Below are 26,168 nucleotides of genomic sequence, written 5' to 3' on the forward strand. Positions count from 1 at the left end.
GATGGCCCCTGAGCTGGTTTTTTGGCGTTTCTGTTATGAGTGGGATCAGACCGGGCGCAGTGCCGGCCACGCAAGCTCAATCCCTGCACTGACCAGCCTTTGCTGGAACGTGGCCAGTCTTTCTGCATCGTTTCGCACGTCTGTCGGCAGGATGTCTTGATCCAGACAGTAGCTGATGCAATAACCGGCGGCTTCGCCGATGTTCCATTCAACGGGATGCAATCGGTAACAGCCATTGGTGATATGGGTTACACCGATGTTCTTGCTTGCAGCCAGCACATTCTTCATCCGTTTCGGGATTAAGCTGCCCAGCGGAATCTGGAATGGCAGGGAAGAGATATCGATGTAAGGGCGCTCTCCGGTGCTCGGGTGTAAGTCGATCCGATAACAGCCGATGCCGACCGAATCCTGGAACGTCTCGGCAACACCGTCCGGCCGCGATTCAGTTGCCACATGTTGTTCCAGTACCGTAAACTCGGCTTGAATTCTTCTGGATTCACGGATATAAGGATACATGGCCATTCCGTCTTCCGTACCCACAACATCCGGCCGCAGGCGCAGCCCGGGGTAGCCCTGCCCGCCATCCGGCCGCGGCACCTCGGTTTGCAGCCAATACAGCAGGGACAGGCTCAGCTGCTTGGCCTGATACATACGATGGTCCGCGTCTTCCTTCGGTACATCGATAATGGAGCCCAGCCAATAGTCGTTTTGCGGCCAGTTTACCAGAGAAACCGGGCCTTCAAACGTGCCTTCGGCAAAATGCTTCGGGTCCAGAATTTGCCGGTATTGAAAGAGAGGGAATTTGCCGTGGCCCGGAAAAATCTCATACTCAATCGGCTCATTCGTGGACGGCTTGACGGCGGTCAGGCTTAACAGCTTATCCGGCCAGAAATCGGGCTTGTAATCGCGCCAAAAATCATACAGCTCTGGCTTCTCAATCGTATGGTCCTCGCCCTCCAGATAATCCACGGCAAAACAATACGTGAAGCCCTGCATGTCCTGCGGCAGCGGCTCCCCATCGACGGCATGCGGTTCGCCTGTCTGGGATTTGGACTCCGCTCCGGTAACATATTCGATACCCGCCAGCGGAAGCAGGTCCCCGAGCTCGGTGGCATCCACGAAGTACGGGGCCTGGAGCAGGATTTGATCCTGGGTCTCAAGATGTTGAATGGTTACGCTGTTCACGTGATCCCCGCTAACGTCGGCAGACACCGCCGCATATCGATACAGGATCGTGAGCCGCCCGCTGTGAATATAGGGGGCCAGCATTTGTTGCAGCACAGCTAATGCGGTCCGGGGCTCATGGCACAACCGGCTGACAATGCCGCTGCCGGGGTTTAGCTGTACATTGGATCTTGCTTTGGGAGTCATGGGGAAATGATCGCGATAGTACTGGCGGACGCCTTCGCGGAACTGCCTGTAGCTGCGCGTGCAGCCAAACGATTCAATCCATGGATGCTCGTCGGGCGGAACCGCCTGGCTTGTCAGCTGTCCTCCGATCCAGGCAGTCTCCTCCGTCATGATGATGGTTTTTCCTGATTTCGCAGCGGCGAGCGCGGCAGCAGTTCCACCTGTCCCGCCGCCGAGAATGACGATATCGGCCTGCATTTGTTGTGTCATTACACAGATTCTCCTTTGGGGATGGTTTAGAGTGATTCAGTGATCCACATGATCAGAACAAAAAAAGTGACTATTCTAATTGTAGGTTCTCTACCAAAGGAAAAGTACGGGACACAGGTGACCTTTTTTGGTAATTTGATGCGGTATTGCTGCGGTTTAAGGCACGGCTCTGTACTTGCTGCGATATTGTCCGGGCGTCATTCCCTCCAGCTTGCGGAAGGAGCGGATAAAATTCTGCGAATTGTTGTAACTCAGCTTCTCGGCGATATCCTTAATCGGCATATCCGTTTCGACAAGCCACTTCTTGGACATTTTGAAGCGGTATTGGGACAGGTATTCACTGAAGGACATGTTGGTTTCTTTTTTAAATACACTGCTTAGATAGAAATTGTTGTAGTGCAGGCGTGACGCGCATTCCTCAAGCGTAATATTGCGGTCAAATTCATTGCGGATCATCTCAATCATCTGCTCCGACAGATTCTGATATTGGGAGTCTTGGCGATCCCGGAATACACTCACCATCGGCCGGATAATACGGGATTTGAACCAGCTCTCGATATCGGGGTTGGTATAGAGCCGAAGGAGCTCCTCCACCAGGGAGCTGTCCCGGATATCAAGCTGCTCCAGCATGATCCCGTTCTCTTGCATCACAATCATCAGATCATTCAACAGCCGGATGAGCGAGATTTGGTAATCATGGGGCGTCCGATCCTTGCGAAACACTTCATCAAGCCACTGCTTCAGCAGCTCGATGGCCCGTTCCTCGTCAGCCAGCTTAATGGCATCAATCAGCTCGTTCTCAAGCTGCATCGGATAGAAATAGACCCGCGTATGCTTGCCGGAGTTGAGACTGAAGTAGGGAATGATGACGCCGGTGCCGAGCTTGATGCGGTGCTTGAGCGCTTCGAGCCCTTCCTGATACGCGCGTGATGTTTTGGATAAGCTCTCATATGGCAAACTGATGCCGATGCTGACTTCAAGATCCAGGACATGGCGGGTCGTTTTCTGGATCTCTTCAGATAACGTATAGAGATCATTATTGAATTCCTCCAGGGAAATCCCGCCCCGTCCGATCAGTGTAACCTGCGTTAGGTCAATAATGACGGACGGCAGCCGATGGGCGGAGGGGATCATCTCCTCAATAATATTGTTGATGGCAAACAGCAGCAGATCGGAATCCTTGCGTTCATAACGCGTTTCATCCAGCATGTCGATCTGAAGGGTAAACACCGCCAGGTGCTCCCAAGCGGATACTTGCTCCTCGAAGCCGAACAATTCGATTTGTTCCATCACTTCCTGGGGACTGATTTTGCCGAGGAACAGTTTATGGAGGAAAAAGGTGCGCAGCTGCTGGCTGGTCTGCCGCAGCTCGCTGCGGAGCTTGGTGTTCGAATTGAACATATCACGGATATGTTCATCGATGACTTGCAGCTCGCTCTTTTTATTCGCTTGAATTTCCGGCAGGCGCTCTACGATATGTTGGAAGATGCGGCGGATGGGTGTATACATCTTGCGGGTACCTACCCATACAAGCAGAACGCTAAGGCCGATCATCAGCAGGCAGATATACAGCGTAAACCAGCCGATGGAGCGGGACTCCTTGGTAATGGCGGACATTTCGGTGAAGGAGGCATACAGCCAGCCGTTAAAATCGGACCGTACATAGGTAACCGACACCGGCTTGTTATGTATCTTCGTTTCGAATTGCCCCGACTTGCTGTCAAAATGGTTCAGCGCCTCCTTCGCATACCCGTTATCCGTCAGGTACTGACCAAGCTTCGCTTGCTCGGGATGCACGATAATCCGGTAGTCATGGTCCAGTACCATCACCTCACGGGAATCGGAAGGGCTGTCCATCATCGCGGCGAGACTGCAGCTCGGAATGGTGGCAAGTGCGACTCCCCGGGCGATGGAGGCGGAGAGCGGCATTTTCTTAACAAGCGCAATGGTGTAGGGGCAGGCATAACTGAGCGTATCGCTGGAGCCCAGGGATTCCGTATCCAGCATCACCCAGTTGGAATTCCCCTGAAGCTCCATCAGTGTCAAAAGTGTATCTTTGGAAGCGTATTCATTAAATGGGTACATGCCCCGATTGTTGATCAGCCAGTTCGTGGTTGTATTCGCGAGAATGACATCCGTTACTTTAGTTTCAGGAGACTGCAGCAGGCTCATTTCTTCTCTCAGCTTGTTATACAATTGAAAGTCATAGTAGGACAGCGGCCGATACAGCGCACTTTGCAGAATGTTGGAATTAATCACGTAATTAAGTGTATAGTCCACCGTCCGCAGCACCTGCTCCAGATTGCTGTTCGTTTGATTCATAATCTGAATATTGCTGCCGTTTACATGGTTTTGCACAGAGGTTGATGATTTCATGAACGAGAAGAAGCCGAGGGCTGCAAGAGGGAGGATGCTGATGACACAGCCGAACAGGACCATTTTAGAATAAAAGCTACTTTTTGGATGCAATAGGTTACACCTTCCCATTTTACAAAGTGTATAATCATTGTATGGGCAACCCTGGTTTCATTCAATAATCATTTCGAAATGAATAATCACTGTATTTGATCATCATGGGCTTACCATGTAAAAAGATGTACATATGGTATGATCATCCCATTCATATGGGAATTGCAAGAAGCATGGTGGGAACGGAGGTAGAACGGAAGTGATGACCCGTCTGTCAAACTATGTATTTCTTACGCTGGCTGTCCTTATTGTCTCTGCTGCTTGCCTCAGCATGGCCAGATCCTCAGGCGAGGATGACGGAAGTACGTCTTCTGGTCGATTAACCAGCATCTCTATTATGGCCAACCTGCACACCGCACAGGTTCCATCTGACTGGATTGAGAAATGGCTTGAGGAACGAACGGGCACTCAGCTGGACATTCAGTGGGTTCCGGACGGCAGCTATGACCAGAAGGTATATGCTTCGCTTGCAACAGGGACGCTGCCGCAGGCGCTGTATTTAAAAAATGCCGCATCCTTGTCCTATTTCAGAGATGAGATTCGGAGCGGGCTCTTCTGGGAGATCGGACCGCTGCTTGCGGACTATCCGAATCTAAAGAACCTGAAACCGGAGGTTCTGAACAATACCTCCATTGACGGTAAACTGTACAGCCTGTATCAGGAGCGCGCTTTAGCCCGTCAAGGCATCATTTACCGTAAGGATTGGGCAGACCGACTCGGGCTTTCGGCACCGGAAACGCTGGATGAGCTGTACGAAATGCTGAAAGGGTTTACATACAATGACCCTGACAACAATGGCGTTGATGATACCATGGGTTTGGCGGATCGGAATGATCTGATCTACGGGGCATTCAAGACCATCAGCTCCTATTACGGAACGCCGAATAATTGGGGATGGTACGATGATCATTGCAGCCCGAGTTTGTGTTCCCGAATTATATGGAGACCATGAAGTTCTTCCGCAAGCTCCATAGTGAAGGACTTATGAACGAGGATTTTCCGATTACCAGTAAAACGGATCAGCAGGAGCTGTTTGTTACGGGAAAAGCCGGCGTATATATCGGAGCGATGGGGGACGTGCTGTCTTTGGAATCCAGGCTTCTTGCCCATGATCCAGCAGCAGAGCTGGATGTGCATAATCGGGTGCTCGGACCGGAAGGGTACGGCATATGGGCCTCGGAGGGATATGGGACGGTGATCTTGTTTCCGAAGTCCGCCATTGCAACGGAGGAGGAATTGAAGAAAATCCTCTCCTTCTATGATGCGTTAATGAGTCCCGAGCTTGCGAATCTGATTTATTGGGGAATCGAAGGAACCCATTACACCGTTCAGAACGGCAAAGCCATGGCGGTGGATGCTTTTGAGCTTAAGGAAAAGGACGTAAAGCCTTACCAGGCCCTGATGGTCGGAGGATTCAGCACCATACCGGGCATGCTGCAGTCGGTTAACGCGAATAAGGTCAAGGATAAGGCAGAGCAGCTGATTTATGATAATGAAAGCTTCCTGATCTATGATCCGACCGGCCCGCTGGAATCTCCGCTGTACAATGAGATCGGAGTCAGATTGAATGAGCATATGCGGGACGCCGCATATCAATTCATGCTCGGCATGATGGATGAGAAGGGATATGAAGCCGAGATTGATCGCTGGCTTGAAGATGGGGGCAGGCAAATTATCGAGGAATATAATGCGTCTTACCGAAGGACGGTTGGGGCGTATCTGCATGAGTAAACCGCTGGGGAGCACGTTCCCTGGCGGTTTTTTTTGACTTGGCGCGCGAGTGCCATGACAGTGGCAGCACAATCATTAGATTTGATTTAGGTGGTTCCACATATGAGGCGAGCCCGAAATCGCTACATCCAATCTTGGGATTATATACGTAACGGAGCGCCATAATCTAAGCTTTTACTTGCCAGGCCCATTCAAATTTTAATACGGAGGTCAGAAGATGAAGAAGAAAAAAGCCAGTTCCATTCTGGCAATTGTAACCGCTTTATCGGTGTTGGCGGGTTGTGGCGGCGGCAGCTCCGCGCCTGCGGCAACCGGCACTTCCAATGGCAGTGCAGTGCAAGGGGAGAACAAGAGCGAACCGGTAGCCATCTCGATCATGGCCAACCTCCATACCCCTGAAGTTCCCTCCGATATGATTGAGAAGCTGCTGGAAGAGAAAACGGGCACCAAGCTGGAGATTCAGTGGGTACCGGACGGTACATATGACGAAAAGGTTAATGCATCCTTTGCCACAGGAACGCTGCCGCAAGTGACATATCTAAAGAATGCAGCTTCGCTGGTGAATATGCGTGATGCGATCCGCAACGGTCAATTCTGGGAAATCGGCCCGCTGCTGGATCAGTACCCGAACCTCAGTCGGCTGAAACCGGAGGTGTTAAAGAACACGGCGGTGGACGGCAAAATCTATGCGCTTTACCGTGAAGTGCCCTTGTCGCGCCAAGGCATCATTTACCGCAAGGATTGGGCCGACAAGCTTGGGCTCAGCGCTCCAACCCATATCGAAGAATTCTACAACATGCTGAAGCAGTTCAAGGAGAACGATCCTGACGGCAACGGCAAAGATGATACCATCCCGCTGACGGACCGAAACGATTTGGTCTATGGTGCCTTCAAGACGATAAGCTCCTGGCTCGGTACACCTAACAACTGGGGCGAGAAGGACGGCAAGCTGGCACCCGAATTCATGTTTCCTGAGTATATGGAGACGATGAATTTCTTCAAGAAGCTCCACCAGGAAGGCCTGATTAATCAGGATTTTCCGGTCACCAGCAAAACCGATCAGCAAAATCTGTTCATCACTGGCAAGTCCGGTGTTTACATCGGAGCGATGGGGGATGTATCCAGCCTGCATCCGAAGGTCGTGGAAGTGAACCCGGATGCAGAGCTCGACGTCCAGAATAAAATCGAAGGCGGACCGAACGGCTATGGCATCTGGTCTGTGCCCGGCTATGGCTCGGTTATTCTCTTCCCGAAAACCGCCATTAAAACAGAAGAGGATCTGAATAATGTCCTTACATTTATGGATCGACTGATGAGTCCAGAACTTGGCAACCTGATCTATTGGGGGGTTGAAGGCACGCATCACAAGCTGGAGGACGGCAAGGTCATTCCTTCGGAGGACACCAAGCTGACGGATCGTGAAGTGAAGCCCTATCAAGCGATCCAGGTCGGCGGGCCTTTAACAATCGAAGGATTTTATGAACCGAAGCATATGCTCCCTGTCAAAGCAAAATCCGAAGAGATGATTACGGAGAACAATGATTATCTGATTGAGGACCCGTCGGCCGCGCTCGATTCCAAGACGTTTAACGAAAAAGGCGTACAGCTGCAGGAGATGATTAAGGACGGTACGTATCGCTACATGCTTGGCGATATCGATGAGGCCGGATTTCAGTCCGTCGTAGATAACTGGCTGAAGAGCGGCGGTCAACAAATTATAGATGAATTCAATGTTTCCTACTCATCCTCCAAATAATGAACAGGCCAGCATCCCGAGGAATCGGGGGACTGCGATGCTCTGCAGTCCCCCGGGGGTTCGGGGCAGAAAGGAAGTCTTTAGATCATGAGCGAAACCGCAGTGAAGGCCGGGATGCGCAAAAGCACCCCCAAAATACCGGAGTCTGGCCGAATGAGAAGAATCATAAAAAACCGGGCGATCTACCTCATGATTCTTCCGGGATTTTTATACTTTCTGATCTTTAAATATATCCCGATGTCGGGATTGATCATAGCTTTCCAGGATTATCAGGCTTATCTTGGCGTTACGGGCAGCCCCTGGGTTGGACTCAAGCATTTCGAACGGCTGTTTACCGAGCCGATGTTCTTCACGATCCTTGGCAACACACTGCTGCTGTTTTTCTTGAACCTGGCGTTCTATTTTCCTGTGCCGATTATTCTAGCCTTGATGCTGAATGAGGTGCGGCGCGAGGTGTTTAAACGTTTTATCCAGACGCTGGTGTACATTCCCCACTTCATGTCTTGGGTCATCATTGTATCCATTTCGTTTGTGATGCTCTCGATGGACCGCGGAATCATTAATGAGTTAATGGTTATGGCCGGATTCGACAAAATCAATTTCCTCATGAGCAGCGATTGGTTCAGGCCAATGTATGTCATGCAGGTCATCTGGCGGGAAGCGGGCTGGGGGACCATCATTTATTTGGCCGCCATGGCCGCGATTGATCCCGGTTTATACGAAGCGTCCCGAATGGACGGGGCAAGCCGTTTTCGGCAAATGTGGCATATTACGCTCCCCTCCATTCGCAGCGTGATCGTTGTACTGTTGATTCTGAAAATCGGGGATGTGCTGGAACTTGGATTCGAACATATTTATCTCCTCTTAAACTCGATGAACCGGGATGTGGCGGAGATATTCGATACGTATGTATATACTGCGGGTCTCAAGCAAGGACAATTCAGCTTCAGTACAGCCGTCGGGTTCTTCAAATCACTGATCGGTCTGATCTTGGTGATGCTGGCCAACAAGCTGGCGAAAAAAGCCGGAGAAGAAGGCATCTATTAAATAACAGAAAGGTGGACCACTATGGTACAAGATAAAACGATTTCGAGCCGAATCTTCGATATCGTGAACTATACGCTGCTGTCGATCATTGGCCTGGTTACGATTCTGCCTTTCCTTCATGTCATCGCCGGATCCTTCACAACGGTGACGGAGCTGGCGCAGAAGCAGTTTGTCCTGTTTCCGACCGTATGGTCCCTGGATGCCTATAAATATGTATTTTCAACCAATACCGTTTTTCGCTCGCTTGGCGTTTCCGTGGGGGTAACCTTCTTCGGCACCTTGTTCAGCATGCTGTTAACCTGCCTGATGGCATACGGACTGTCGCGGAGGGATCTGGACGGCCGAAACTTCATAATGTTCATGGTATTGTTCACGATGCTCTTCAGCGGCGGTATGATTCCCACGTTCCTCGTTGTGAAGGAGATGGGCCTGATCGATACCTATGCAGCGCTGATTGTCCCGACGGCCATCAACGCCTTCAATCTCATTATCATGCGAAACTTCTTCCAGAACCTGCCTGAGGGATTGGAAGAATCCGCAAAGATCGACGGCGCAGGTGATTGGGGCATTCTGTTCCGGATTGTCATCCCGCTGTCGATGCCGGCCATTGCAACGATATCGCTTTTCTATGCGGTAACCTACTGGAACACCTATATGTCGGCGATTCTGTATCTGAATGATGCGGCCAAATGGCCTGTCCAGGTCATCCTGCGGCAGATTGTCATTCTGGCCAGCGGATTGGCAGCGGACACGTCCGGTATGGACGAATTTGTCCGTCCGCCGGAGCAGACGGTGAAGATGGCGGTCATTGTCATTGCGACACTGCCGATCCTGTGTGTATATCCGTTTCTGCAGAAGCATTTTGCAAAAGGTGCGCTGCTGGGTTCAATCAAGGGGTAGAGAGGAGCTGTGGATCGCTAATGGAAAAGAGACAGTATGCGCCTGTTATTGCCGGGAATTATGCCGACCCCTCGGTCATCCGGGTAGGCGCGGATTATTATATGACGCATTCATCCTATAAGCTGACGCCCGGGCTTATTATCTGGCATTCGCGCGATTTGCTGAACTGGAGCAGGGTTGGGGCTGCGCTCCCCCGTTATGAGGGGGACGTGTGGGCGCCGGATTTTGTGGAGCATAACGGGGTGTACTATATCTATTATCCGGCGGGGAGAACGAACTGGGTTGTAACGGCGCCCAGTCCGGCAGGGCCATGGAGCAAACCGATCAATCTGGGTATCAAGGGAATTGATCCAGGGCATACGGCAGGACCGGACGGAAAGCGTTATCTGCATATGTCCGGAGGTGATTGTGTAGAGCTGACAGCGGATGGATTAGCGATTGCCGGCGAAATCAGACACGTGTATGACGGCTGGCGATATCCGGATGACTGGGTAGTGGAGGCATACAGTTTGGAAGGACCGAAGATCACCCTTCACGATGACTATTATTATTTGACGGTGGCTGTAGGCGGGACGGCTGGTCCGCCTACAAGCCATATGGCCGTATCGTCAAGATCCAGAACGCCTTCGGGCCCGTGGGAGCATTCTCCGTACAACCCGATAGTTCACACGGAGTCCAGGAGTGAGCCATGGTGGTCCAAAGGACATGTATCATTGATAGATTCTCCGGACGGTCAGTGGTGGATGGTATACCATGCCTATGCCAACGGATTTCATTCGCTTGGCAGGCAGACCCTGCTTGAGCCGGTCGAGTGGACCCCGGACGGGTGGTTTCGTGCTGCGGGAAGCCGTCAAGGGATCGATCATCCGGATGGTGTGGAAGGTGCGATTCCAGCAGATGAGGCAGCGTCGTTTCTTGATACCTTTGACGATTCTGAACTGGGCCTGCACTGGCAATGCGAGGGTGTGGAGCCTGCGGTCCGGTTCCGTTCGGGGAATCATGAGCTGGTTGCTGAAGCGGCAGCGGAGGAAGCCACAGCTTCTCCGCTGCTCTATATGGCGGGCAGTAAGCGTTATTCGGCAGAGGTGGAGGTCGTTGTGGAGGGACCTGCAGAAGGTCGTCTGCTGCTCTATTATAATGATGCGGCATATCTCGGCATGGGAGTCAACGAGTACGGAGTCCGGCATTTCCGGTCCTTCAAGGGATATGGCACGATGCCGAATGATCAGCGCAGGGCATTTTTGCGTTTGGTAAACGATGCGCATATCGTCTCATTCTATTACAGCTTCGATGGGTTGGAATGGGTGCGGTACGACAAGGTGGTGGACGTCTCAGGGTTTCATCACAACACGTTTGGCGGATTTCAGAGCCTTCGCATCGGATTGGATGCCGTTGGTAAAGGCAAGGTAATCTTCCGGAATTTTTCGTATAACGTCCTAAGCAGCTGAAAGGGGGGCTTTGAATGCATTCCTATTTAGAAGACATTATTGAACGTGGTGACGGGCTGTTTGAAGGTTTCTTCGAGTGGCTTGCGCTTCAGTATGATGAAGTGAGCGGCGGTTTCTATTATGCACGCAGCTCCAGGGAGGGAGAGGCGTTTACGCCCGATATCGAATCGACGGCCCAAGCGCTGAATATCATCGAGTGCTGCGGAGCAGGCAGCTTGCTGAGCGCAGAGAGGAGAGCTCGAATCGTCCGTTTTTTTCAAGCGAAGCAGGACCCGGTAACGGGTTTTTTCTATGATGCTGATCCCCGGATGAGAAGGGACGATGTGATGGTCGGCCGTGCACTCGGTTATAGTCTGGGGGCTCTTGGCAAGCTGGGAGCTGCCCCCTTGCACCCGCTGCCGGGCCATCGCAATATGGCGCCGGAATACTGCGATTCACCGGAGGTTTATGCCGAATGGCTCCGCTCGGTCAGTCTGGTGAACAGCTGGCGCGGCTGCGACAGATTGTGCAATTCTGCTCCGCATCTGATGCAGATGACAGCGGAGCAGCGGCAGCCATTTTTAAGAGAAGCGCTGTCTTATTTCGCCAGCATGCAGGATCCGGAGACCGGGTTGTGGGGAGAAGGCGCCCCCTACGTCCAAATTTCAGGGACCTTTAAGCTGCTGACCTTCTATAACCGATTCCATGTTCCGCTGCCGCGGACGACAGAGATATACCGATCATTGCGGCATGCCCTGCGAAATGAGAGGGCAGTGGATATGTGTTATATTCGGAATCCGATCAGTCTGCTGTCATCGATGAGAATGGAACTACCAATGAAGGCATTGGCCGAGATCACCGAGATTACCCTGCACAACATGGCACAGCTTAAGCGTGAGGATGGAGGATTCTCCAGAGAGATCGATCACTCCCCGCCAGCTCCGAATGTGGCGCAGGTAAAGCCGGGAGAGTATTATCCCGACATGCCCGCGGCTGTTCCGTTAGGTATGGGTGAGGTGGAAGGGGACATGAATGCCGGAACGCAGGCCATTCTCATTCGTTACTCCCTGCGCGAGCTTGGAGGACTGCCGGAACGACATCTGCCTTATGCGGAAGCCGAGCTGCTGCCTCTTTGGGCAGATGCGAAAAGGATCGGTGAATAATCTGGTGTTCATATAGGAATTCGCGGGACCTGCGGCGAAGAAGTAGACAGGTTCATAAGGAAGCCGCAGGAGTGACGCCTTTTCATGAAGAGCGGGGATGGTGCGGGTACATCGACATCAGCTGTTCTTCTTGTTGTTCCTTGCGGAAGGCAGAAATTGCTTAGAGTTAAGACATGGATTAGCAGAGGAGGAGGAACATGGCGGCCATTGGAGTTTGGGAGCAAGCGGAGCCTGGGGTTACAAGAAAGGTGTTTCAACCGGGAATCGGGCTGATGATGATGGAGGTTCATTTTGAAGAAGGGGCGGAAGGGGCACTGCATGCCCATCCTCATGAGCAGATGAGTTACTGTTTGAAGGGTGCCATTGAATTTAAGATCAACGGAGAGAAGACCCTTGTTCGTCAGGGAGACACCATCGTCATTCCCGGCGGAGCAGAGCACGGGGTGAAAGCCCTTGAGCCATCCGCTCTTTTGGATACGTTTACACCGCTCAGACTGGATTTGCTTGGCACCTGAGGAAGGTGCGAACGGAGGGAAGTGAATCTATTGACAAGGGGGCAGAAAGGAATGGGTATAATGAAGCTTTGGGAAGAGGATATTCCCGGATATGAGTCGGTGGAAGAGAAATTCGCACCGTACATGAAACCTTATCTTTTGGAAAATGATTCGCCTCGCGGAGCCGTGCTTGTGCTGCCGGGCGGTGGTTATGGAGGACGTGCAGACCACGAGGGCGATCCGGTTGCCATGTGGCTGAATTCGATTGGCTTATCGGCCTTTGTGGTTCATTACCGCGTGGCCCCTTACCGCTACCCCCATCCGCTGCTGGATGCTCAGCGAGCGATCCGTCTGGTAAGACATCATGCTGAGGAATGGAACATCGATCCGGACCGCATCGGGATCCTGGGGTTCTCTGCCGGCGGACATCTCGCGGCTACTGCCAGCACTTATTTCGATGAAGGGAACCCGGAGTCGGCAGATGCTGTGGAGCGGCATAGCTCACGGCCGAACGCTTCGATTCTGTGTTACCCGGTTATATCGTTTAAAGATCACTACCATGAGGGCTCCATGTTCAATCTGCTGGGTGAGGAGCCTTCGGAGGACAAGAGGCAGGCGCTGTCTCTGGAGCGGGCGGTGAAACCGGAGACCCCGCCTGCCTTACTGTGGCATACCGCGGATGATGGGGCGGTTCCGGTCGAGAACAGCCTGATGTATGCCAGGGCACTAAGCGAGCAGCGCATCCCGTTTGAGCTTCATGTCTTCCCGGAGGGGCGCCATGGACTTGGGCTGGCCGAAGCGGACGTCAGTGTCGCGCAATGGACGGGCCTGTGCGAGGGCTGGCTTCGGAAGATTGGATTTTTGTCGCAAGCCGCGATACAACAAGTGTAAGGAAAATAAGGCCGAAAGGGCATGACCTTTAGAACACTTGATGACAAAACAAGCTCATCTGATGAATTCTTCAGATGAGCTTGTTCGTATGACCGAAAGATTAGGATCGGCCTCTGATCTCCTGGCGGAGGAACAGAACATAAGAGATGGCAAAGCAGATCAGGGTGGTCGTGGTCTGCCCGGCACTATGGGGCCCTGATACCCCCGGTAGGCCAGGGATGTACATGAATCCAAGCAAGGGACGCCTTATGTGAAACAGCGAGTAAATCGAAGGAGGTGAGTTCGGGATGTGGGAAGCAGATACTTTGCTGGAGCACATGTATAACGAAGCAATAAGAGAAGCGAAAGACAGACAGGTTTCCATGAGTCCATCAGAGAGGAAGCTGCTGTTGAAGCAAGTACTTCGGCAATTGATTGGCGAATTCGAAATCAATGTAAACCACAAGCCTGTATTGCTTGAACGGGTGCCGTGTGAAGGCTATGTTCGCGAAAGGGTGGAGCTGTCCGCCGTACCTGGTGTATCCTATGCTGCCTATGTATTGATTCCGGATGGCAGTCAGGGAAAGCCGATGCCTGCCGTCGTTGCCGTTCATGGACATGGCTATGGAAGCAGGGAGATTGTGGGGCTGAGGGAGGACGGATCAACTGATACCGAACAACCGGGCATCCATCGGCATTTCGCGGTTGAGCTGGCGCGGCGGGGCATGGTGGTAATTGCCCCGGATGTAGCCGGTTTCGGTGAACGTCGCCTTATGGCGGATCTCGCACGGGACCCGGATACCCCGAACTCCTGCCATCGGTTGTCTACCCAGCTGATGATGTATGGCAAGACGGTTGCCGGTCTGCGCGTGGCCGAGACACTTGGGGCAGTGGGCCATCTGGCCGAGCGCCCCGAGGTTCAGCCAGGCAGAATCGGCATTATGGGTTTTTCGGGCGGCGGGCTGATCTCGTTCCTGTGCGCGGCGCTGGATGAACGAATCCGGGCCGCTGTGCTGGCTGGGTATCCCAACACCTTCAAGGACAGTATCATGGAAATCCGCCACTGCGTGTGCAATTACATCCCCGGTATTCTGAAACATGCCGAGCTGCCCGAATGGCTGGGGCTGATGGCTCCCAGGCCCTTGTTTCTGGAGTCTGGAACGCATGATCCGATATTTCCCGCTGCCGGTTTTAACGCTGCAGTTGATCGGCTCAGGGAAATATACCGGCGCGAAGGCTCTGAGGAGAAGCTGCAAACCGATCTGTTCCCGGGGGCCCATCAAATCAGCGGCAGGCATTCCTACGATTGGTTATTCGAGCAGTTGAACCGCCCTGATATGCCTCCGCCATTGCCTAGGATCCGTTTTTAAAGCTTGGTGCGACTATGAAAGCCATAAATGGTTAATGCGTAATGATATGTCCCGTTATATGTCTGCATCTTGTGTTTTTTACTTATCACTTTCCCCCGTACAGGCACTTCTGGGCCGCTGCCTACATACAATGAGAAGACCGAGAAACCGAGCGCGATAAGGGCCGGTTGCATTGTAACTTCGCAGGAGGTGTCCCAAAGTGCCTGGACTGTTTACCGCAATTGCTTTGTTTATTAAAGAGTTGACCCTGCTCGTTTCGTACGTGAAAAACAACGCGTTTCCTCAGCCTCTGACTGAGGAGGAGGAAGCTAAACATCTGCAGCGAATGGCCGAAGGCGATCCTCAGTCGCGCAATAAACTGATTGAGCATAATCTTCGGCTGGTCGCACACATCGTCAAAAAATTCGATAACACCGGCGAGGATTTGGAAGACCTCATATCCATCGGAACCATCGGTCTGATCAAGGCCATTGAAAGTTTCCGGCCCAACAAGGGCACAAAGCTGGCCACATTCGCAGCTCGATGTATCGAAAACGAGATATTGATGCATTTGCGCTCGCTTAAAAAAACCCGCAAGGACGTATCCCTCCACGATCCGATAGGAACGGACAAAGAAGGGAACGAAATTACACTTATAGATATCCTCGGAACAGAAGCGGATGATATCGTGGATGCGGTGCAGCTGAAGATTGAGAAGAGCAAGATCTATAGGAATCTCGATATACTGGATGATCGCGAGAAGGAAGTAGTTATTGGTCGCTTTGGCCTGGAAGCCGGCGGAGAGGAACGGACGCAGCGGGAAATTGCCAAGGAGCTTGGCATTTCACGCAGCTATGTGTCACGCATCGAGAAGAGGGCGCTGATGAAGCTGTATCACGAGTTCTACAAGCAGAAGCGATAGGCGCAGCCCGTTGGAGTTTTTCTTGGATCAACGTTCATGGTTCTCATATAGAGCAAACAAAGCCACTTCCCATTTAGGGAGGTGGCTTTAGCTTGGTTTATGCAGAACGTAAATACAGGTTCTACCGTTCCAGCAGTTCGACTGTTTCTTTTAGTGTATCCCGTGTTCCCACATTGCCCGGAAAGATGATATACGGCATACCGGGGAACAAACTCTCATCTCCGGTAATCCATACCGGCACGCCAGGTTTGATTTGTCCGGCTACCGTGGCACGTTTGACCCGGAGACCTTTCGTGCCGATATCGCTGGACGTTATACCGCCTTTTGCAATGATATAACGAGGGCGTGCTTGCAGTCTCTCCACGATGCTGGTCACGGCATCGGAAATTTTGATGGATTGCTTCAATTCTTCTTCCTGTTTGCCTTCACCCAGATCCAGCCGCTCGCGCCGGGTATAAATCGTAACTGTTTTGCCGGAAGCAATAGCACTCTCGGCTAGAGCGATGACACGATCGGTTTCCGACTGGAATGCAGCCGCATCGGTGACCAGGTGAACATCAAATTCGATGAATGTAATCGAATCAACGGTTTTCAATTGTTCCAGCTGCTCTGTCGTTTTTTGGACATGCGATCCTACCAGGATGAGCCCGCCACTTGTGGAGGATTCTTGGATAAGCTCCTCTTTTGTAAGCAAGGGTTTGTCGCTGACACCCCCGATCACCTTGGTGAAGGAAGCCGCGCTTCGGAACATGAAATGTTTCCCTTTTTTAATCGCTTGAATAAGTGCAATGGTGAATACTTCGACATCTACATCATCGGCTGCGTTGACCACAACTTTGTTGAAATGCTCAACTGCCATGAGCTGATCCACGATCGTCTCGATTTCCAAGGCTCGAAGGGATTGAAGTGAAATATAGGTTGTATTCGCGGCGGTATACACGCCATTGGTTTTCTCTTCGACCCATTCCCCCAGGTCGGATTTGGTGTAGCCAAACGTACGGTCGCGCGCGAACTCCGTTTCACCGGCGGGAATCAGTTCTTCACCGTACAATACATAATGCACATTATCAACCGTAAACCGTCCGCCTGCCTTGAAAAAGGGGATTATAACCTCGCCATCAAACGAGATGCCGGATTGTGCCTCCACCGTGTCTTTCAGTGTTTCCGTTTCGAGCGGGTAATGGCCTCGCAGGGTGGAATCACCTCGGCTGATAATCACATATGGCTTGTTTGTCGCTTGAGATGCCTCTTCCGCATGAAGGGCAATATCACGATGCACCGCTTTTGTGTCGCTTGCCACAAGGCCGCGGGAATTGGTCAGGATGAAGAACATCGACTGCTCCTCTTCAAATCCCTTGATCATGGTGTTGACTGTCCAATCGGTATATACCGAAATGCCATGTACCGTTTGAACCCCCGTTGGGTCATCATCCAGCACGATGATTTTCCGGTCAAATCCGTCCAATTCGTCCGCAAGTTTGGCTCTTACCCATGTTTCATCGATGCGAGGCAGGTGATCCAACACATCTGCTGCCATTCTCTTTTTCGTATTCATAGGTTCTCATCACCCTTTATCTGTATAGTCGTGCCCGTTATAGTCCTGGTAAGATGCCGCTGAACAAACTTAATACATACACCGTTGCGAGCGCTGTCAATCCGGCGATGAAACCGCCGAGTGTCCATACCTTCAGCGTCTGGGTTACTGTCAGCTTGCCGAAGCGGTTCACGACCCAGAAGCCGGAGTCGTTCGGAAGCGATAAACCGATACCGCCCGCACAGATGGCCAGTCCGAGCAAAATAGGAGAAACACCCAGATCGAGAACGAGCGGCCCCATAATACTGGAGGTCGTAACGAGTGCCACGGTTGAGGAGCCCAGCGATGCGCGCAGAATCTGCGAGAATATGAAGGCCAGCATCAACACCGGAATGCTCCAGCTTTGCATCGTTGTGATCAGATAGTCGCCAATGCCGCTATGGTTAATGACTGCGCCGAATGCTCCGCCCGCTCCGGTAATAAGCACAATCATACCGCCGGTCGCGATAGCTTCGGAATAAAGCTTGCCCGAATCCTCCGCGATGTAAGGACGCAGGAAAATGACAGCCGCGAACACGCTGATCAACAGTGCAATGTTCTTATCGCCGATAAAACCGAAGAAGGTTTCTATGGCTGTTCCCGGGTACAGCATTTTGGAGATGGTATTAGCCAGAATAAGCACAATGGGCAGTGCCAGCATCCCGAAAGACAAGGAGGTGCTGATTTCTTTGCGTGGAGCTTTGTTCTCGGCTTCCTCGGCAACCACGACCTCTTCTGTGGTTTGGATGCGTTTTCCTATAAACATTCCGTAAATAAAACCGCCCACTAATGTTGCGGGGATTGCCACCAGGATACCGTACAAGATAAACAATCCCAGATCAGCCCCGGTATTCTCGGCAACCACCATCGGACCAGGCGTTGGCGCAATCATGTTATGGGAAGTAATGAGACCGATGCCGAGAGCGGTTACAAATGTAACAATCGAGATGCCTGTTCGAGTTGCCAAGCTTTTGAGCAGTCCGCTTAAGATGACGAAGGCTGCATCGAAAAACACCGGAATGGAAACAAGGGTACCTGACATGGCCAATCCGGCCGGTGAATTTTTAATGCCGAATATTTTCAGAAGCGAGCCGGCAATCTTTTCAACTGCACCGGAAGCGCCAAGAAACTGGCCGAAGATGACGCCAAGACCGATTAGAATGCCTACCCCGACCAGCGTGTTTCCGAATCCCGACGTTACGATGCCCGGCACTTCCTTGAGCGGGATGCCAATGGCAATCGCGGTGCCGAATGCGATGACGGTCAGAGCCAGAAACGGCTCTACCTTCCATTTAATAATCAGCAGGAACAAGAAGGCTAACGCAATAAGGAATACTACGATGAGCATAGGTCCTGTTAACATGTATTTTCCACCTTTACAATGATATTAATTTTAGTTCGGCATTTTTTTGACTTCCACATTTGCTGCTTTTTCATAGTATTGGACAATGCCCGCATGATCATTTGCCTGTTTGCCTTCATCCTTCAAGGTTTCAAAAATATGGCGGACATGCTCGGTCATTGGGAGGGACATATCAAATGCTTCAGCCGTCTCCATGACATTTGTCAAATCTTTCAGATTGATATCAACGCGTCCACCGGCTTTGAAATTTCGTTCGATGATCATTGGAAGCTTGGCATCAAGAACGGCGCTCCCGGCAAGCCCCCCGCGAATAGCGTGATACATTTTTTCGATATCGATGCCAGCTTTGGCAGCAAGCACAAGCGCCTCTGACATAGCGGCAATATTGACATTGACCATAATCTGATTGGCCAGCTTGGCGGTTGCACCACTGCCGCTGGGACCCACCCACGTAATGTCCTTGCCCATGCAAGCGAGCACTGGCTTAACTTTCTCAAAAACGCTTTCATTTCCGCCGGCCATAACGGACAGTGTACCGTCGATTGCTTTGGGTTCGCCGCCGCTGACCGGGGCATCCAGCATTTCTATGCCGTGGTCTTGCAGGCTCTCTGCGACCTCCTTGGCAACAACCGGTGAGATCGAACTCATGTCGATGACAACCGTCCCGGCTTTAGCGCCTTGAACGATACCGTCTTCTCCAAGAATGACATGTTTCACAATGGCGTTGTTTGGAAGCATCGTAATAATGACATCGCTTTCAATTGCAACCTCTTTAGGTGATTGTCCATTTTTTGCCCCCAATTGCGCTAAGTGATCGATGGCCTCTGTATTCAGATCATAAACGGTAAGGCTGTAACCTTTGTTCAACAAGTTTGCGGCCATCGGTTTACCCATGATACCAAGACCTATGAATCCAATATTCATGTAAGTTCCTCCTAGATGATAACGATATTTAAAATTCGAACTAATTGTACACAATAAATTTAAAATTGTATACAAAAATATTATCATTGGATACAAGTGTAAATGTAGTGGATACAAAAATTGAAAGAAAGCTTTTAATGGACCATGCTTTCCCCTATAATTTAAGGACGGTGTATAAGTCATGCTCTATGTGTAAACGAAGGATGGGAATAATGAATGTCTAAACAAGGATTCCAAGCGGCGTATCTCCATTGTTATGAGCTGATCAGGGATAGAATATTGAACGGCGAATTGCCGGGCGGCATGAAATTGGTGGAGGAACGGCTTGCGGAGGAATTGGGTGTAAGCCGCACTCCTGTCCGTGAGTCCATCCGAAAGCTGGAGCAGGAAGGTCTCATCAAGAATAAGCGGGTGGTGAATCCGTCTGACGAGGATTTGCGCCATATTTTTCAGGTGCGCATGCTGCTCGAAGGTTTTGCTGCTCGTTGTGCGGCATTTTATATGGATGAAGCGACGCTGGAACAGCTGCAGGAATGCATTGCTGTGGCCCGCAGCGGGAGCGTCAGCGAAACCATGGAAGCTAACAAGATGTTCCATGATATTATTGTGCAGTCAAGCCGCAATCCGGAGCTTGTTCTTATCATTGATCGAATGCAGTCCATTATTTATCTGTTTCGCAGAGCGGTGGTGCATCATAAACGGCCGTTCCTCATTGATGAGCATCAGCAGATCGTGGATGCAATCCGTGCTCATGATGCTGAAGAGGCTGAGCGCTTAATGAAATCTCATCTGCAGGCAGATCTTGATTTTTACTTGCATTTGAGCAGAAGTTCAATTTAAACACCTTGTCCGGTAGCAAAAATACAAGTTGGAAAGTATAAAGCGGCGGCACCTCTCCAAGGTGCCGCCGCTTTGATCTATGTAGGGTTTAGCTCCCTTGCACCTGACAGCGAGCGCAGACTCAGGTGCGGAGAATTGCCGGATTTAAGCTGCTGCCACTGCAGCACGCGGCGAATCGCAATCGGAGCCAGGATACTGCCGATCATGCCAAGCAGATCGGATTGAAGTGCTCTTTGTGCGATGATATAGCCGCAGGATCCACCGATAAACTCGATGGACATGTAGTGTGTAACATGGGATAAAGTGACAACATAGATAACGAATTCATCGTTTTTCCTCTGGTTTGGCATAAGCAGCTCCCCCCACTCCTTCTTATCTCTGTATCTTCGGTAAATTGCGATAAGGCTCATGAGCCAGTGCATCATGGTGTTCGATTGAGGTTTTTATGCCATCTTATGTATTTTTATAGGCGGTTATGCTCTTCGGCCGGGACATACAAGCCCTGTTACGACAAAAACCAACCGTCTTGTCCACAGAATGACGGTTGGTATATACAGTTTCTACTCTGGTTTTTCTTGTCCCGGATCTGCTTGAATGGTTTCATCTTCACCGGGATAATCCCGCTTGATGCCCATGTGCAGATTGCGATCCTCATAATCGAATCGATTCGGAGGGCGTTGATCCGCGCGCCACGGACTGCTCTTGCCGAGGGATTCGCTGCGAAGATCGGAACCATAAGGTCCCTCCGGAAATTCCTCCGGTGCCAGATCGTTGCGCTGTGACTCAACGGTGGACAGATCGGTGGCTTCCGATCGTTCTTCCTTCTCAAACCCGTTCATATTGCGGCCTCCCGAAAAGGTACTTAAACTACCGTTTCAGTGTACCCTGAACACGAGAATTCATTCCGTCAGCGGCTGAACCGCGAGCTTGGATAACAGCTCATTGCCATACATAATGTTACTTATCCTGCGGTCATTCCGTACGAATCACATGATCCCGCTACAGTCCGGCAGCGCCGAATACTTTATTAAAGGCTTCGCGTGATTTGGCTGCCAGCTCTTCCGGTGTTCCCGTTGGTGCAGACGGGGTCAGAATTTCTTGCGTAACCGGGCCGGTATAACCGATATCGTTCAGGGCCGTAAGGAAGCCCGGCAGATCGATGACGCCTTCACCCGGGTAGAGCCGATCATTGTCGAGTACGTCCTGGACAGGAATGTCCTTGGCGTCATTAATGTGAACATGGACAATCTGCTCGGCACGCAGCGATCGAATATCGGCGGTTGTCATCTCGTTGGTATACCAATGGTATGCATCATACAGAAGCCCGACATTCGGTTCTGCAATTGCATCAACCCAGTCCAGAGTCTCTTGGACGGTCCAGATGAACGGGTTCTTCCATTGGGTACGCAGATGATGCGGTCCTACAAATTCCAGCGCCAATCGGATCCCGTAAGCTCCGAGAATGCTGGCGCAGGCCCGCAGCCTTGTTGTGGCGAGCGCCATAAAATGTGCTGCGGACGCATCTGTCGCAGGCAGAATATATGTACAGCAGCGCGTACAGCCCAGGGCTTTGGCAGCCGCTGCCGCTGCCGGCAGTTTTTCAAGGCCGCTGAGAAACTGTTCGTCTGATCCTCTCCATTCAACGGGGAGACCGATTGCGCCTATCTCCAAGTGATGGGATTGCAGCAGATCGGCTGCCGCTTCTACTCCAAGACGGTCTGCAAGACCCTTGGCATCGATATCGACACATTGAAACTCATATTTGGCCGCGAGTTCGATAAACTGTAAATCGCTTTCAAGTTTTCCGAGTCCTGCGCTAGTTAAACCTTGCAGCATATTCATCGTCTCCATTCGCTATAAGATGTCATTTGGGGGTTAGGTGAGTGCTTCGTTTATATCAACCCTCGTTATTTCATAGTTTCTATTATGATATGTTCGACTCTATAAATCTATGATAGCTTTTATTATTTTTTACAAAAGGTTAACGGGTAGCCGTCCCGTTCCTTGTACCGCTTTATCGAAGGACCTGCCGTTTTTTGTTCGGGGCTGCTTCCTATTCTATCGAAGGGGATTGCAGGTCACTTGCCGAATAATCATGTTAACCATGTACTTCTACTTCACACGCGAAAAGGGGATTGAACACTAGATGGATACCATTAAGCTTCGCAAGAATGAACTTGGCAGCCTGCGTCCGGAACCAACGATGAACGAGCAGGTACTGAATCGGTTTTGGGAGGAGGTGCTCAAGAACTACGACGATAAGCCGCTGCAGATTGTCAATCATCCGGAAGATACGCCATTTCCTCATATGAAAGTATCAAAGGTTACCTATCACGGTTATGATGATACCCCCATCCATGCATGGTATATCACGCCAGCCAGCGGTATTTCAACGAAGAAGACCATGCCATGTATCGTGACCTTCCCGGGTTATTCGGGAGATCGGGGACTTCCCGAACGGTACGCTCACTGGGTGATGCTCGGTTACGCAGTGTTTGCAGTTGATGTCAGGGGACAGGGCGGGGAGACGGGAAATCTGCTGTCCATGGACAGCGGCGTGGTGAAGGGCTGGGTGACACAGGGGATTACGGATATGCATCGTTCCTATTACATGGCAATTGCCATGGATGCTGTGAGGGCAGTTGAAACAGCGTCGCAGCAGCCGGGTGTGGACTCGGATAAAATCGCCGTGGTTGGCGGGAGTCAAGGCGGAGGTCTGGCGCTGCTCGCAGGGGCTCTGAATGCGAAGGTTTCAGCCATCGTAGCAGACATTCCCAATATGTGCAGAATGGATTACGGAATTCTGTATTCGGTCAGCTCCCTGACCGAAATCGCCCAGTACATCAAACGTTTCCCGGAGCAGCTGGATCATATTCTGGCGCATCTCGCGCATTTTGACATGCTGAATTTAGCGCCCAGAATCAAGGCGCCGGTCATGGTATCCGTGGGCTGGAAGGATACGGTTTGCATGCCTGAGACGATATATGCCGCATACAACAGGATAGAGGCGAATAAAGAAATCAGGGACTACCCGTTCTCGGGCCATGAAGTCAATGAATACCAGAAGCGGGAGGCGGTTTTGTTCCTGGAGCGGATTTTTAACGGGGAATAGAAGAGGGCACAGGGCCTAGCCGAATCAGTGGATATCTCTAACAATCTATGAAACAAGAACAGAGTAGAGCTAAGGTAGAGAAATGAAATTGTGTCATATTAATGTTATATATTTTAACATAAAATTGATTTTTGGTAACTTTTTTGACGTTATTGTATTGACAAGTGTCTGTAATCGCCTATAATTATACCCAAGGACAGAGAAAACTCGATAAACACCCTATACCTACCCCGGTCAATGTAATGAAAATTTACACAAAGGGATGTTGGACAATGACGACAGCAGGCGAACTCAAACAGGATCTTTTGAGGGTTTACAACGCGATAAATAAGAAAATATTTAACGTGGGTGTAAAGCAGCAAAAAGTCGATTTCGTCGGCAACAAAATCATCATTGTATCGAGGAATAGTAGAGTCCCCGTCCTCAAACTGCTGGATGAGAATTACCCCCTCTCTACCCGGCAGTTGGACCATCTTTTATTTCAGGTATTCAAACAGGAGATTAAAACCTGTCTCGAAGCGCAATTTCAATTTAAAATCATCTCCATTCTTAAAGACTACGATGCAGAGACCGAATACTCCGGTACCATCGTATTCTTGGAGAAGGATGTAGAAACATATCTGAACGACATGCCGGAACTCTAAGTAGAGAGCGGGCCGATCGTCAGTTTGGTACCAAGCATGCACGTATGTGCATAGATTGGGGCTGGACTGGCGATTTTTTTCATCCGCTTTTGAAAATAAATGTTTGGTATTTCTGAAAAATCATGAAATCAGAATGAAGGAGGAAGGGGTATGACTCACAAAATTGAAATTTCGGGTGTCAGCAAATGGTTCCGCAGAAATGGGGAAGAAATTGCTGCCATGCGGGAGACGAGTCTGTCGATTGAGGAAGGGCGCTTTGTTAGCATTATTGGTCCGAGCGGGTGCGGCAAATCAACCCTGTTTAACATTATCGCCGGCTTGATGCCGCCGTCCACGGGAAGAGTGCTGGCTGATGGGAAGGACATCGTGGGCAAAACCGGTTACGTGGGTTACATGCTGCAAAAGGATATGCTCCTGCCTTGGCGCACGATCCTCGACAATATCATTCTGGGCATGGAGGTTAGAGGCGTCCCCTACAAGGAAGCCGTGGAAAGGGCCCTGCCCTTAATGGAGAAGTATGGATTGAAGGGTTTTGACAAGCATTATCCGAGGGAGCTGTCGGGAGGAATGAAACAGCGCGCCGCTCTGCTGCGGACGCTGCTCTACGACCGGGATATTATTTTGCTGGACGAGCCGTTCGGCGCATTGGACGCACAGACCCGGCTGACTATGCAAAATTGGCTGCTGCAGATCTGGGAGGATTTTGGAAAGACGGTTCTGTTTGTTACCCACGACATCGATGAAGCGATTTATTTGTCGGATGATATCTATGTGTTCTCTTCCAGACCGGGGCGAATCAAATCCAAAATTACGGTAACGATGGAACGTCCGCGCAAAACGGAAGACATGACGTCTCCTGCATTTATGGAGCTGAAGCATCATCTGATGGATTTATTGTCGGCCGGGCATGAAGAAGAGCAAATATCGTAAGCGACAAGCATCGAAGAGGGAGGGATAGCGATGGAAACTGCACGTAAAGAGGCATTTGTTGTACACGCCGTGGCACCGGCGGAGTCGGTGACCGGATCATCCAAACGGCCGGAGGTTGTACCGTACATCCTGGATGAAGAGGCGATGGAGCGCCGCAGGAGTCGGCGGATCGTCTGGGGACGCGCCGCTGTGGCTGTATTTATTTTTCTGGTATGGGAGGTGTTCACCCGGGTCGGTCTGCTGGATTCCTATTATTGGAGCAGTCCTAGCGCCATTCTTGGCACGACCTGGACTCAAATGGCCGAAGGGACTCTGTTGAGGGACATTACGTACACATCCGGCTCGACGATCCTCGGCTTTGTGTTCGGAACCTTGCTTGGAGCGCTGCTTGGATTATCGTTCTGGTGGTCGAGATCGTATGCAGGCATCAGCGAGCCGTATCTTATCATTCTGAATGCCATGCCCAAGCTTGCCCTGGCTCCGGTACTCGTCATTCTACTGGGAATTGGATTCTTCTCCAAGGTGGCTCTCGCTTTCTCCATGACGGTTGTCGTTTCTGCGCTTTCCGCATACAGCGGTGTAAAGAGCGTGGACCCTGATATGGAAAAGCTGATGTATTCCCTGGGCGCCAAACGGCATCAGGTCTTCACCAAGGTCGTTGTCCCATGGTCCATGCCCTGGATTATCAGCAGTTTGCGGATTAACATTGCCCTTGCGCTGGCAGGAGCCATCGTGGGTGAGTTTATCGCTTCAAGCCAGGGTGTCGGCCGGATGATCATGTATGCGGGGACCATACTCGATATTAATCTCGTGTGGGTGGGCGTAGTTGTCTTGTCGCTGCTGTCCATGGTGATGTACTGGGGAGTAGTCGTCATAGAGAAATGGTTGTCCAAGGGCTTGACCAAACAATAGACAGAAATCGAACTTATTATTTCTATATGAGCATTTTGCATAATTCGAAAATTGACGTAAAGACAACAGGATCCAATAAGGATCAAGCTTATATGGTGGCTCCATTCTAAAAATGGACAGAC

Annotated in this window: 22 protein-coding genes and 1 pseudogene; 15 read left to right on the top strand and 8 right to left on the bottom strand. The window is 51.0% G+C overall.

The genetic code is table 11. From position 1 onward, the window contains the following. Positions 1-45: 45 nt before the first annotated feature. The gene (locus M2277_RS23140) at positions 46-1,620 is read right to left on the bottom strand and encodes an FAD-dependent oxidoreductase (RefSeq protein ID WP_280755594.1); all 1,575 of its coding nucleotides are present in this window, start codon (positions 1,618-1,620) and stop codon (positions 46-48) included. Between the two features lie 156 nt (positions 1,621-1,776). Then, positions 1,777-4,089 carry a helix-turn-helix domain-containing protein gene (locus M2277_RS23145; RefSeq protein WP_006208942.1) on the bottom strand — a complete coding sequence of 771 codons (2,313 nt, stop codon included), beginning with the start codon at positions 4,087-4,089 and terminating at the stop codon, positions 1,777-1,779. A gap of 202 nt (positions 4,090-4,291) precedes the next feature. Here M2277_RS23145 and M2277_RS23150 point away from each other — a divergent pair. From M2277_RS23150 to sigK, 10 genes and pseudogenes are all read left to right on the top strand, one after another. Next, positions 4,292-5,820: pseudogene (locus M2277_RS23150) on the top strand (extracellular solute-binding protein). A 217-nt stretch (positions 5,821-6,037) separates the two neighbouring features. Next, a complete protein-coding gene (locus tag M2277_RS23155) occupies positions 6,038-7,576 on the top strand; it encodes an extracellular solute-binding protein (protein WP_280755595.1) in 1,539 nt (512 codons plus the stop codon). 153 nt (positions 7,577-7,729) lie between these two features. After that, positions 7,730-8,623 carry an ABC transporter permease gene (locus M2277_RS23160; RefSeq protein WP_370511123.1) on the top strand — a complete coding sequence of 298 codons (894 nt, stop codon included), beginning with the start codon at positions 7,730-7,732 and terminating at the stop codon, positions 8,621-8,623. Between the two features lie 21 nt (positions 8,624-8,644). Continuing rightward, entirely contained in the window at positions 8,645-9,523 is an 879-nt protein-coding gene (locus tag M2277_RS23165; RefSeq protein WP_006208946.1) for a carbohydrate ABC transporter permease, read from the top strand. A gap of 20 nt (positions 9,524-9,543) precedes the next feature. Beyond that, a complete protein-coding gene (locus tag M2277_RS23170) occupies positions 9,544-10,971 on the top strand; it encodes a family 43 glycosylhydrolase (RefSeq protein WP_006208947.1) in 1,428 nt (475 codons plus the stop codon). A gap of 14 nt (positions 10,972-10,985) precedes the next feature. Beyond that, on the top strand, positions 10,986-12,113 hold the full coding sequence (locus M2277_RS23175) for a prenyltransferase/squalene oxidase repeat-containing protein (RefSeq protein ID WP_280755596.1): 1,128 nt from the start codon (positions 10,986-10,988) through the stop codon (positions 12,111-12,113). A gap of 197 nt (positions 12,114-12,310) precedes the next feature. After that, positions 12,311-12,628 carry a cupin domain-containing protein gene (locus tag M2277_RS23180; RefSeq protein WP_006208949.1) on the top strand — a complete coding sequence of 106 codons (318 nt, stop codon included), beginning with the start codon at positions 12,311-12,313 and terminating at the stop codon, positions 12,626-12,628. A gap of 60 nt (positions 12,629-12,688) precedes the next feature. After that, entirely contained in the window at positions 12,689-13,498 is an 810-nt protein-coding gene (locus tag M2277_RS23185; RefSeq protein ID WP_280755604.1) for an alpha/beta hydrolase, read from the top strand. 287 nt (positions 13,499-13,785) lie between these two features. Further along, complete coding sequence (locus M2277_RS23190) at positions 13,786-14,847, top strand: dienelactone hydrolase family protein (protein WP_063478913.1); 1,062 nt, start codon at positions 13,786-13,788, stop codon at positions 14,845-14,847. A 199-nt stretch (positions 14,848-15,046) separates the two neighbouring features. Further along, complete coding sequence (sigK, locus tag M2277_RS23195) at positions 15,047-15,748, top strand: RNA polymerase sporulation sigma factor SigK (RefSeq protein ID WP_006208952.1); 702 nt, start codon at positions 15,047-15,049, stop codon at positions 15,746-15,748. A gap of 121 nt (positions 15,749-15,869) precedes the next feature. On the opposite strand, the gene M2277_RS23200 is transcribed toward sigK, so the two are convergent. Genes M2277_RS23200 through garR form a run of 3 tightly spaced genes read right to left on the bottom strand, consistent with a single transcriptional unit; the run spans position 15,870 to position 19,608 of the window. Next, positions 15,870-17,303: a four-carbon acid sugar kinase family protein gene (locus tag M2277_RS23200; protein ID WP_063478914.1), complete on the bottom strand. Its 1,434-nt coding sequence runs from the start codon at positions 17,301-17,303 to the stop codon at positions 15,870-15,872. Between the two features lie 37 nt (positions 17,304-17,340). After that, the gene (locus M2277_RS23205; protein ID WP_280755597.1) at positions 17,341-18,684 is read right to left on the bottom strand and encodes a GntP family permease; all 1,344 of its coding nucleotides are present in this window, start codon (positions 18,682-18,684) and stop codon (positions 17,341-17,343) included. A 30-nt stretch (positions 18,685-18,714) separates the two neighbouring features. Next, positions 18,715-19,608 carry a 2-hydroxy-3-oxopropionate reductase gene (gene garR / locus M2277_RS23210; RefSeq protein ID WP_280755598.1) on the bottom strand — a complete coding sequence of 298 codons (894 nt, stop codon included), beginning with the start codon at positions 19,606-19,608 and terminating at the stop codon, positions 18,715-18,717. Between the two features lie 216 nt (positions 19,609-19,824). Here garR and M2277_RS23215 point away from each other — a divergent pair, with 216 nt between their 5' ends. Then, positions 19,825-20,448, top strand: a complete 624-nt coding sequence (locus M2277_RS23215; protein ID WP_006208957.1) for a GntR family transcriptional regulator — start codon at positions 19,825-19,827, stop codon at positions 20,446-20,448. A gap of 77 nt (positions 20,449-20,525) precedes the next feature. Here M2277_RS23215 and M2277_RS23220 read toward each other — a convergent pair whose 3' ends face one another. From M2277_RS23220 to M2277_RS23230, 3 genes are all read right to left on the bottom strand, one after another. Further along, complete coding sequence (locus M2277_RS23220; protein ID WP_076152267.1) at positions 20,526-20,798, bottom strand: hypothetical protein; 273 nt, start codon at positions 20,796-20,798, stop codon at positions 20,526-20,528. A gap of 210 nt (positions 20,799-21,008) precedes the next feature. Beyond that, complete coding sequence (locus M2277_RS23225; protein WP_006208959.1) at positions 21,009-21,287, bottom strand: hypothetical protein; 279 nt, start codon at positions 21,285-21,287, stop codon at positions 21,009-21,011. Between the two features lie 160 nt (positions 21,288-21,447). Next, positions 21,448-22,284: a sugar phosphate isomerase/epimerase family protein gene (locus M2277_RS23230; protein WP_076152266.1), complete on the bottom strand. Its 837-nt coding sequence runs from the start codon at positions 22,282-22,284 to the stop codon at positions 21,448-21,450. Between the two features lie 310 nt (positions 22,285-22,594). On the opposite strand from M2277_RS23230, the gene M2277_RS23235 reads away from it, so the two are divergent. The 4 genes from M2277_RS23235 to M2277_RS23250 all read left to right on the top strand — a co-directional run bounded on the left by M2277_RS23235 (position 22,595) and on the right by M2277_RS23250 (position 26,046). Continuing rightward, entirely contained in the window at positions 22,595-23,560 is a 966-nt protein-coding gene (locus M2277_RS23235) for an acetylxylan esterase (protein WP_280755599.1), read from the top strand. Between the two features lie 272 nt (positions 23,561-23,832). After that, positions 23,833-24,204 (top strand): Na-translocating system protein MpsC family protein, encoded by a 372-nt coding sequence (locus M2277_RS23240; protein ID WP_006208962.1) that lies wholly within the window; start codon positions 23,833-23,835, stop codon positions 24,202-24,204. A gap of 150 nt (positions 24,205-24,354) precedes the next feature. Continuing rightward, positions 24,355-25,134 carry an ABC transporter ATP-binding protein gene (locus tag M2277_RS23245; RefSeq protein ID WP_006208963.1) on the top strand — a complete coding sequence of 260 codons (780 nt, stop codon included), beginning with the start codon at positions 24,355-24,357 and terminating at the stop codon, positions 25,132-25,134. 30 nt (positions 25,135-25,164) lie between these two features. Continuing rightward, on the top strand, positions 25,165-26,046 hold the full coding sequence (locus M2277_RS23250; protein ID WP_148247915.1) for an ABC transporter permease: 882 nt from the start codon (positions 25,165-25,167) through the stop codon (positions 26,044-26,046). The last annotated feature ends 122 nt before the right edge of the window (positions 26,047-26,168 follow it).

The organism is Paenibacillus sp. LBL (genome assembly GCF_029893715.1).
Taxonomy (GTDB): domain Bacteria; phylum Bacillota; class Bacilli; order Paenibacillales; family Paenibacillaceae; genus Paenibacillus_AQ; species Paenibacillus_AQ glucanolyticus.

Coding starts and splice junctions, on each gene's coding strand:
- M2277_RS23140 (WP_280755594.1), bottom strand. CDS start 1,620: ATGACACAACAAATGCAGGCCGATATCGTCATTCTCGGCGGCGGGACA.
- M2277_RS23155 (WP_280755595.1), top strand. CDS start 6,038: ATGAAGAAGAAAAAAGCCAGTTCCATTCTGGCAATTGTAACCGCTTTA.
- M2277_RS23160 (WP_370511123.1), top strand. CDS start 7,730: ATGAGAAGAATCATAAAAAACCGGGCGATCTACCTCATGATTCTTCCG.
- M2277_RS23165 (WP_006208946.1), top strand. CDS start 8,645: ATGGTACAAGATAAAACGATTTCGAGCCGAATCTTCGATATCGTGAAC.
- M2277_RS23170 (WP_006208947.1), top strand. CDS start 9,544: ATGGAAAAGAGACAGTATGCGCCTGTTATTGCCGGGAATTATGCCGAC.
- M2277_RS23175 (WP_280755596.1), top strand. CDS start 10,986: ATGCATTCCTATTTAGAAGACATTATTGAACGTGGTGACGGGCTGTTT.
- M2277_RS23180 (WP_006208949.1), top strand. CDS start 12,311: ATGGCGGCCATTGGAGTTTGGGAGCAAGCGGAGCCTGGGGTTACAAGA.
- M2277_RS23185 (WP_280755604.1), top strand. CDS start 12,689: ATGAAGCTTTGGGAAGAGGATATTCCCGGATATGAGTCGGTGGAAGAG.
- M2277_RS23190 (WP_063478913.1), top strand. CDS start 13,786: ATGTGGGAAGCAGATACTTTGCTGGAGCACATGTATAACGAAGCAATA.
- M2277_RS23200 (WP_063478914.1), bottom strand. CDS start 17,303: ATGAATACGAAAAAGAGAATGGCAGCAGATGTGTTGGATCACCTGCCT.
- M2277_RS23205 (WP_280755597.1), bottom strand. CDS start 18,684: ATGTTAACAGGACCTATGCTCATCGTAGTATTCCTTATTGCGTTAGCC.
- garR (WP_280755598.1), bottom strand. CDS start 19,608: ATGAATATTGGATTCATAGGTCTTGGTATCATGGGTAAACCGATGGCC.
- M2277_RS23215 (WP_006208957.1), top strand. CDS start 19,825: ATGTCTAAACAAGGATTCCAAGCGGCGTATCTCCATTGTTATGAGCTG.
- M2277_RS23220 (WP_076152267.1), bottom strand. CDS start 20,798: ATGCCAAACCAGAGGAAAAACGATGAATTCGTTATCTATGTTGTCACT.
- M2277_RS23225 (WP_006208959.1), bottom strand. CDS start 21,287: ATGAACGGGTTTGAGAAGGAAGAACGATCGGAAGCCACCGATCTGTCC.
- M2277_RS23230 (WP_076152266.1), bottom strand. CDS start 22,284: ATGCTGCAAGGTTTAACTAGCGCAGGACTCGGAAAACTTGAAAGCGAT.
- M2277_RS23235 (WP_280755599.1), top strand. CDS start 22,595: ATGGATACCATTAAGCTTCGCAAGAATGAACTTGGCAGCCTGCGTCCG.
- M2277_RS23240 (WP_006208962.1), top strand. CDS start 23,833: ATGACGACAGCAGGCGAACTCAAACAGGATCTTTTGAGGGTTTACAAC.
- M2277_RS23245 (WP_006208963.1), top strand. CDS start 24,355: ATGACTCACAAAATTGAAATTTCGGGTGTCAGCAAATGGTTCCGCAGA.
- M2277_RS23250 (WP_148247915.1), top strand. CDS start 25,165: ATGGAAACTGCACGTAAAGAGGCATTTGTTGTACACGCCGTGGCACCG.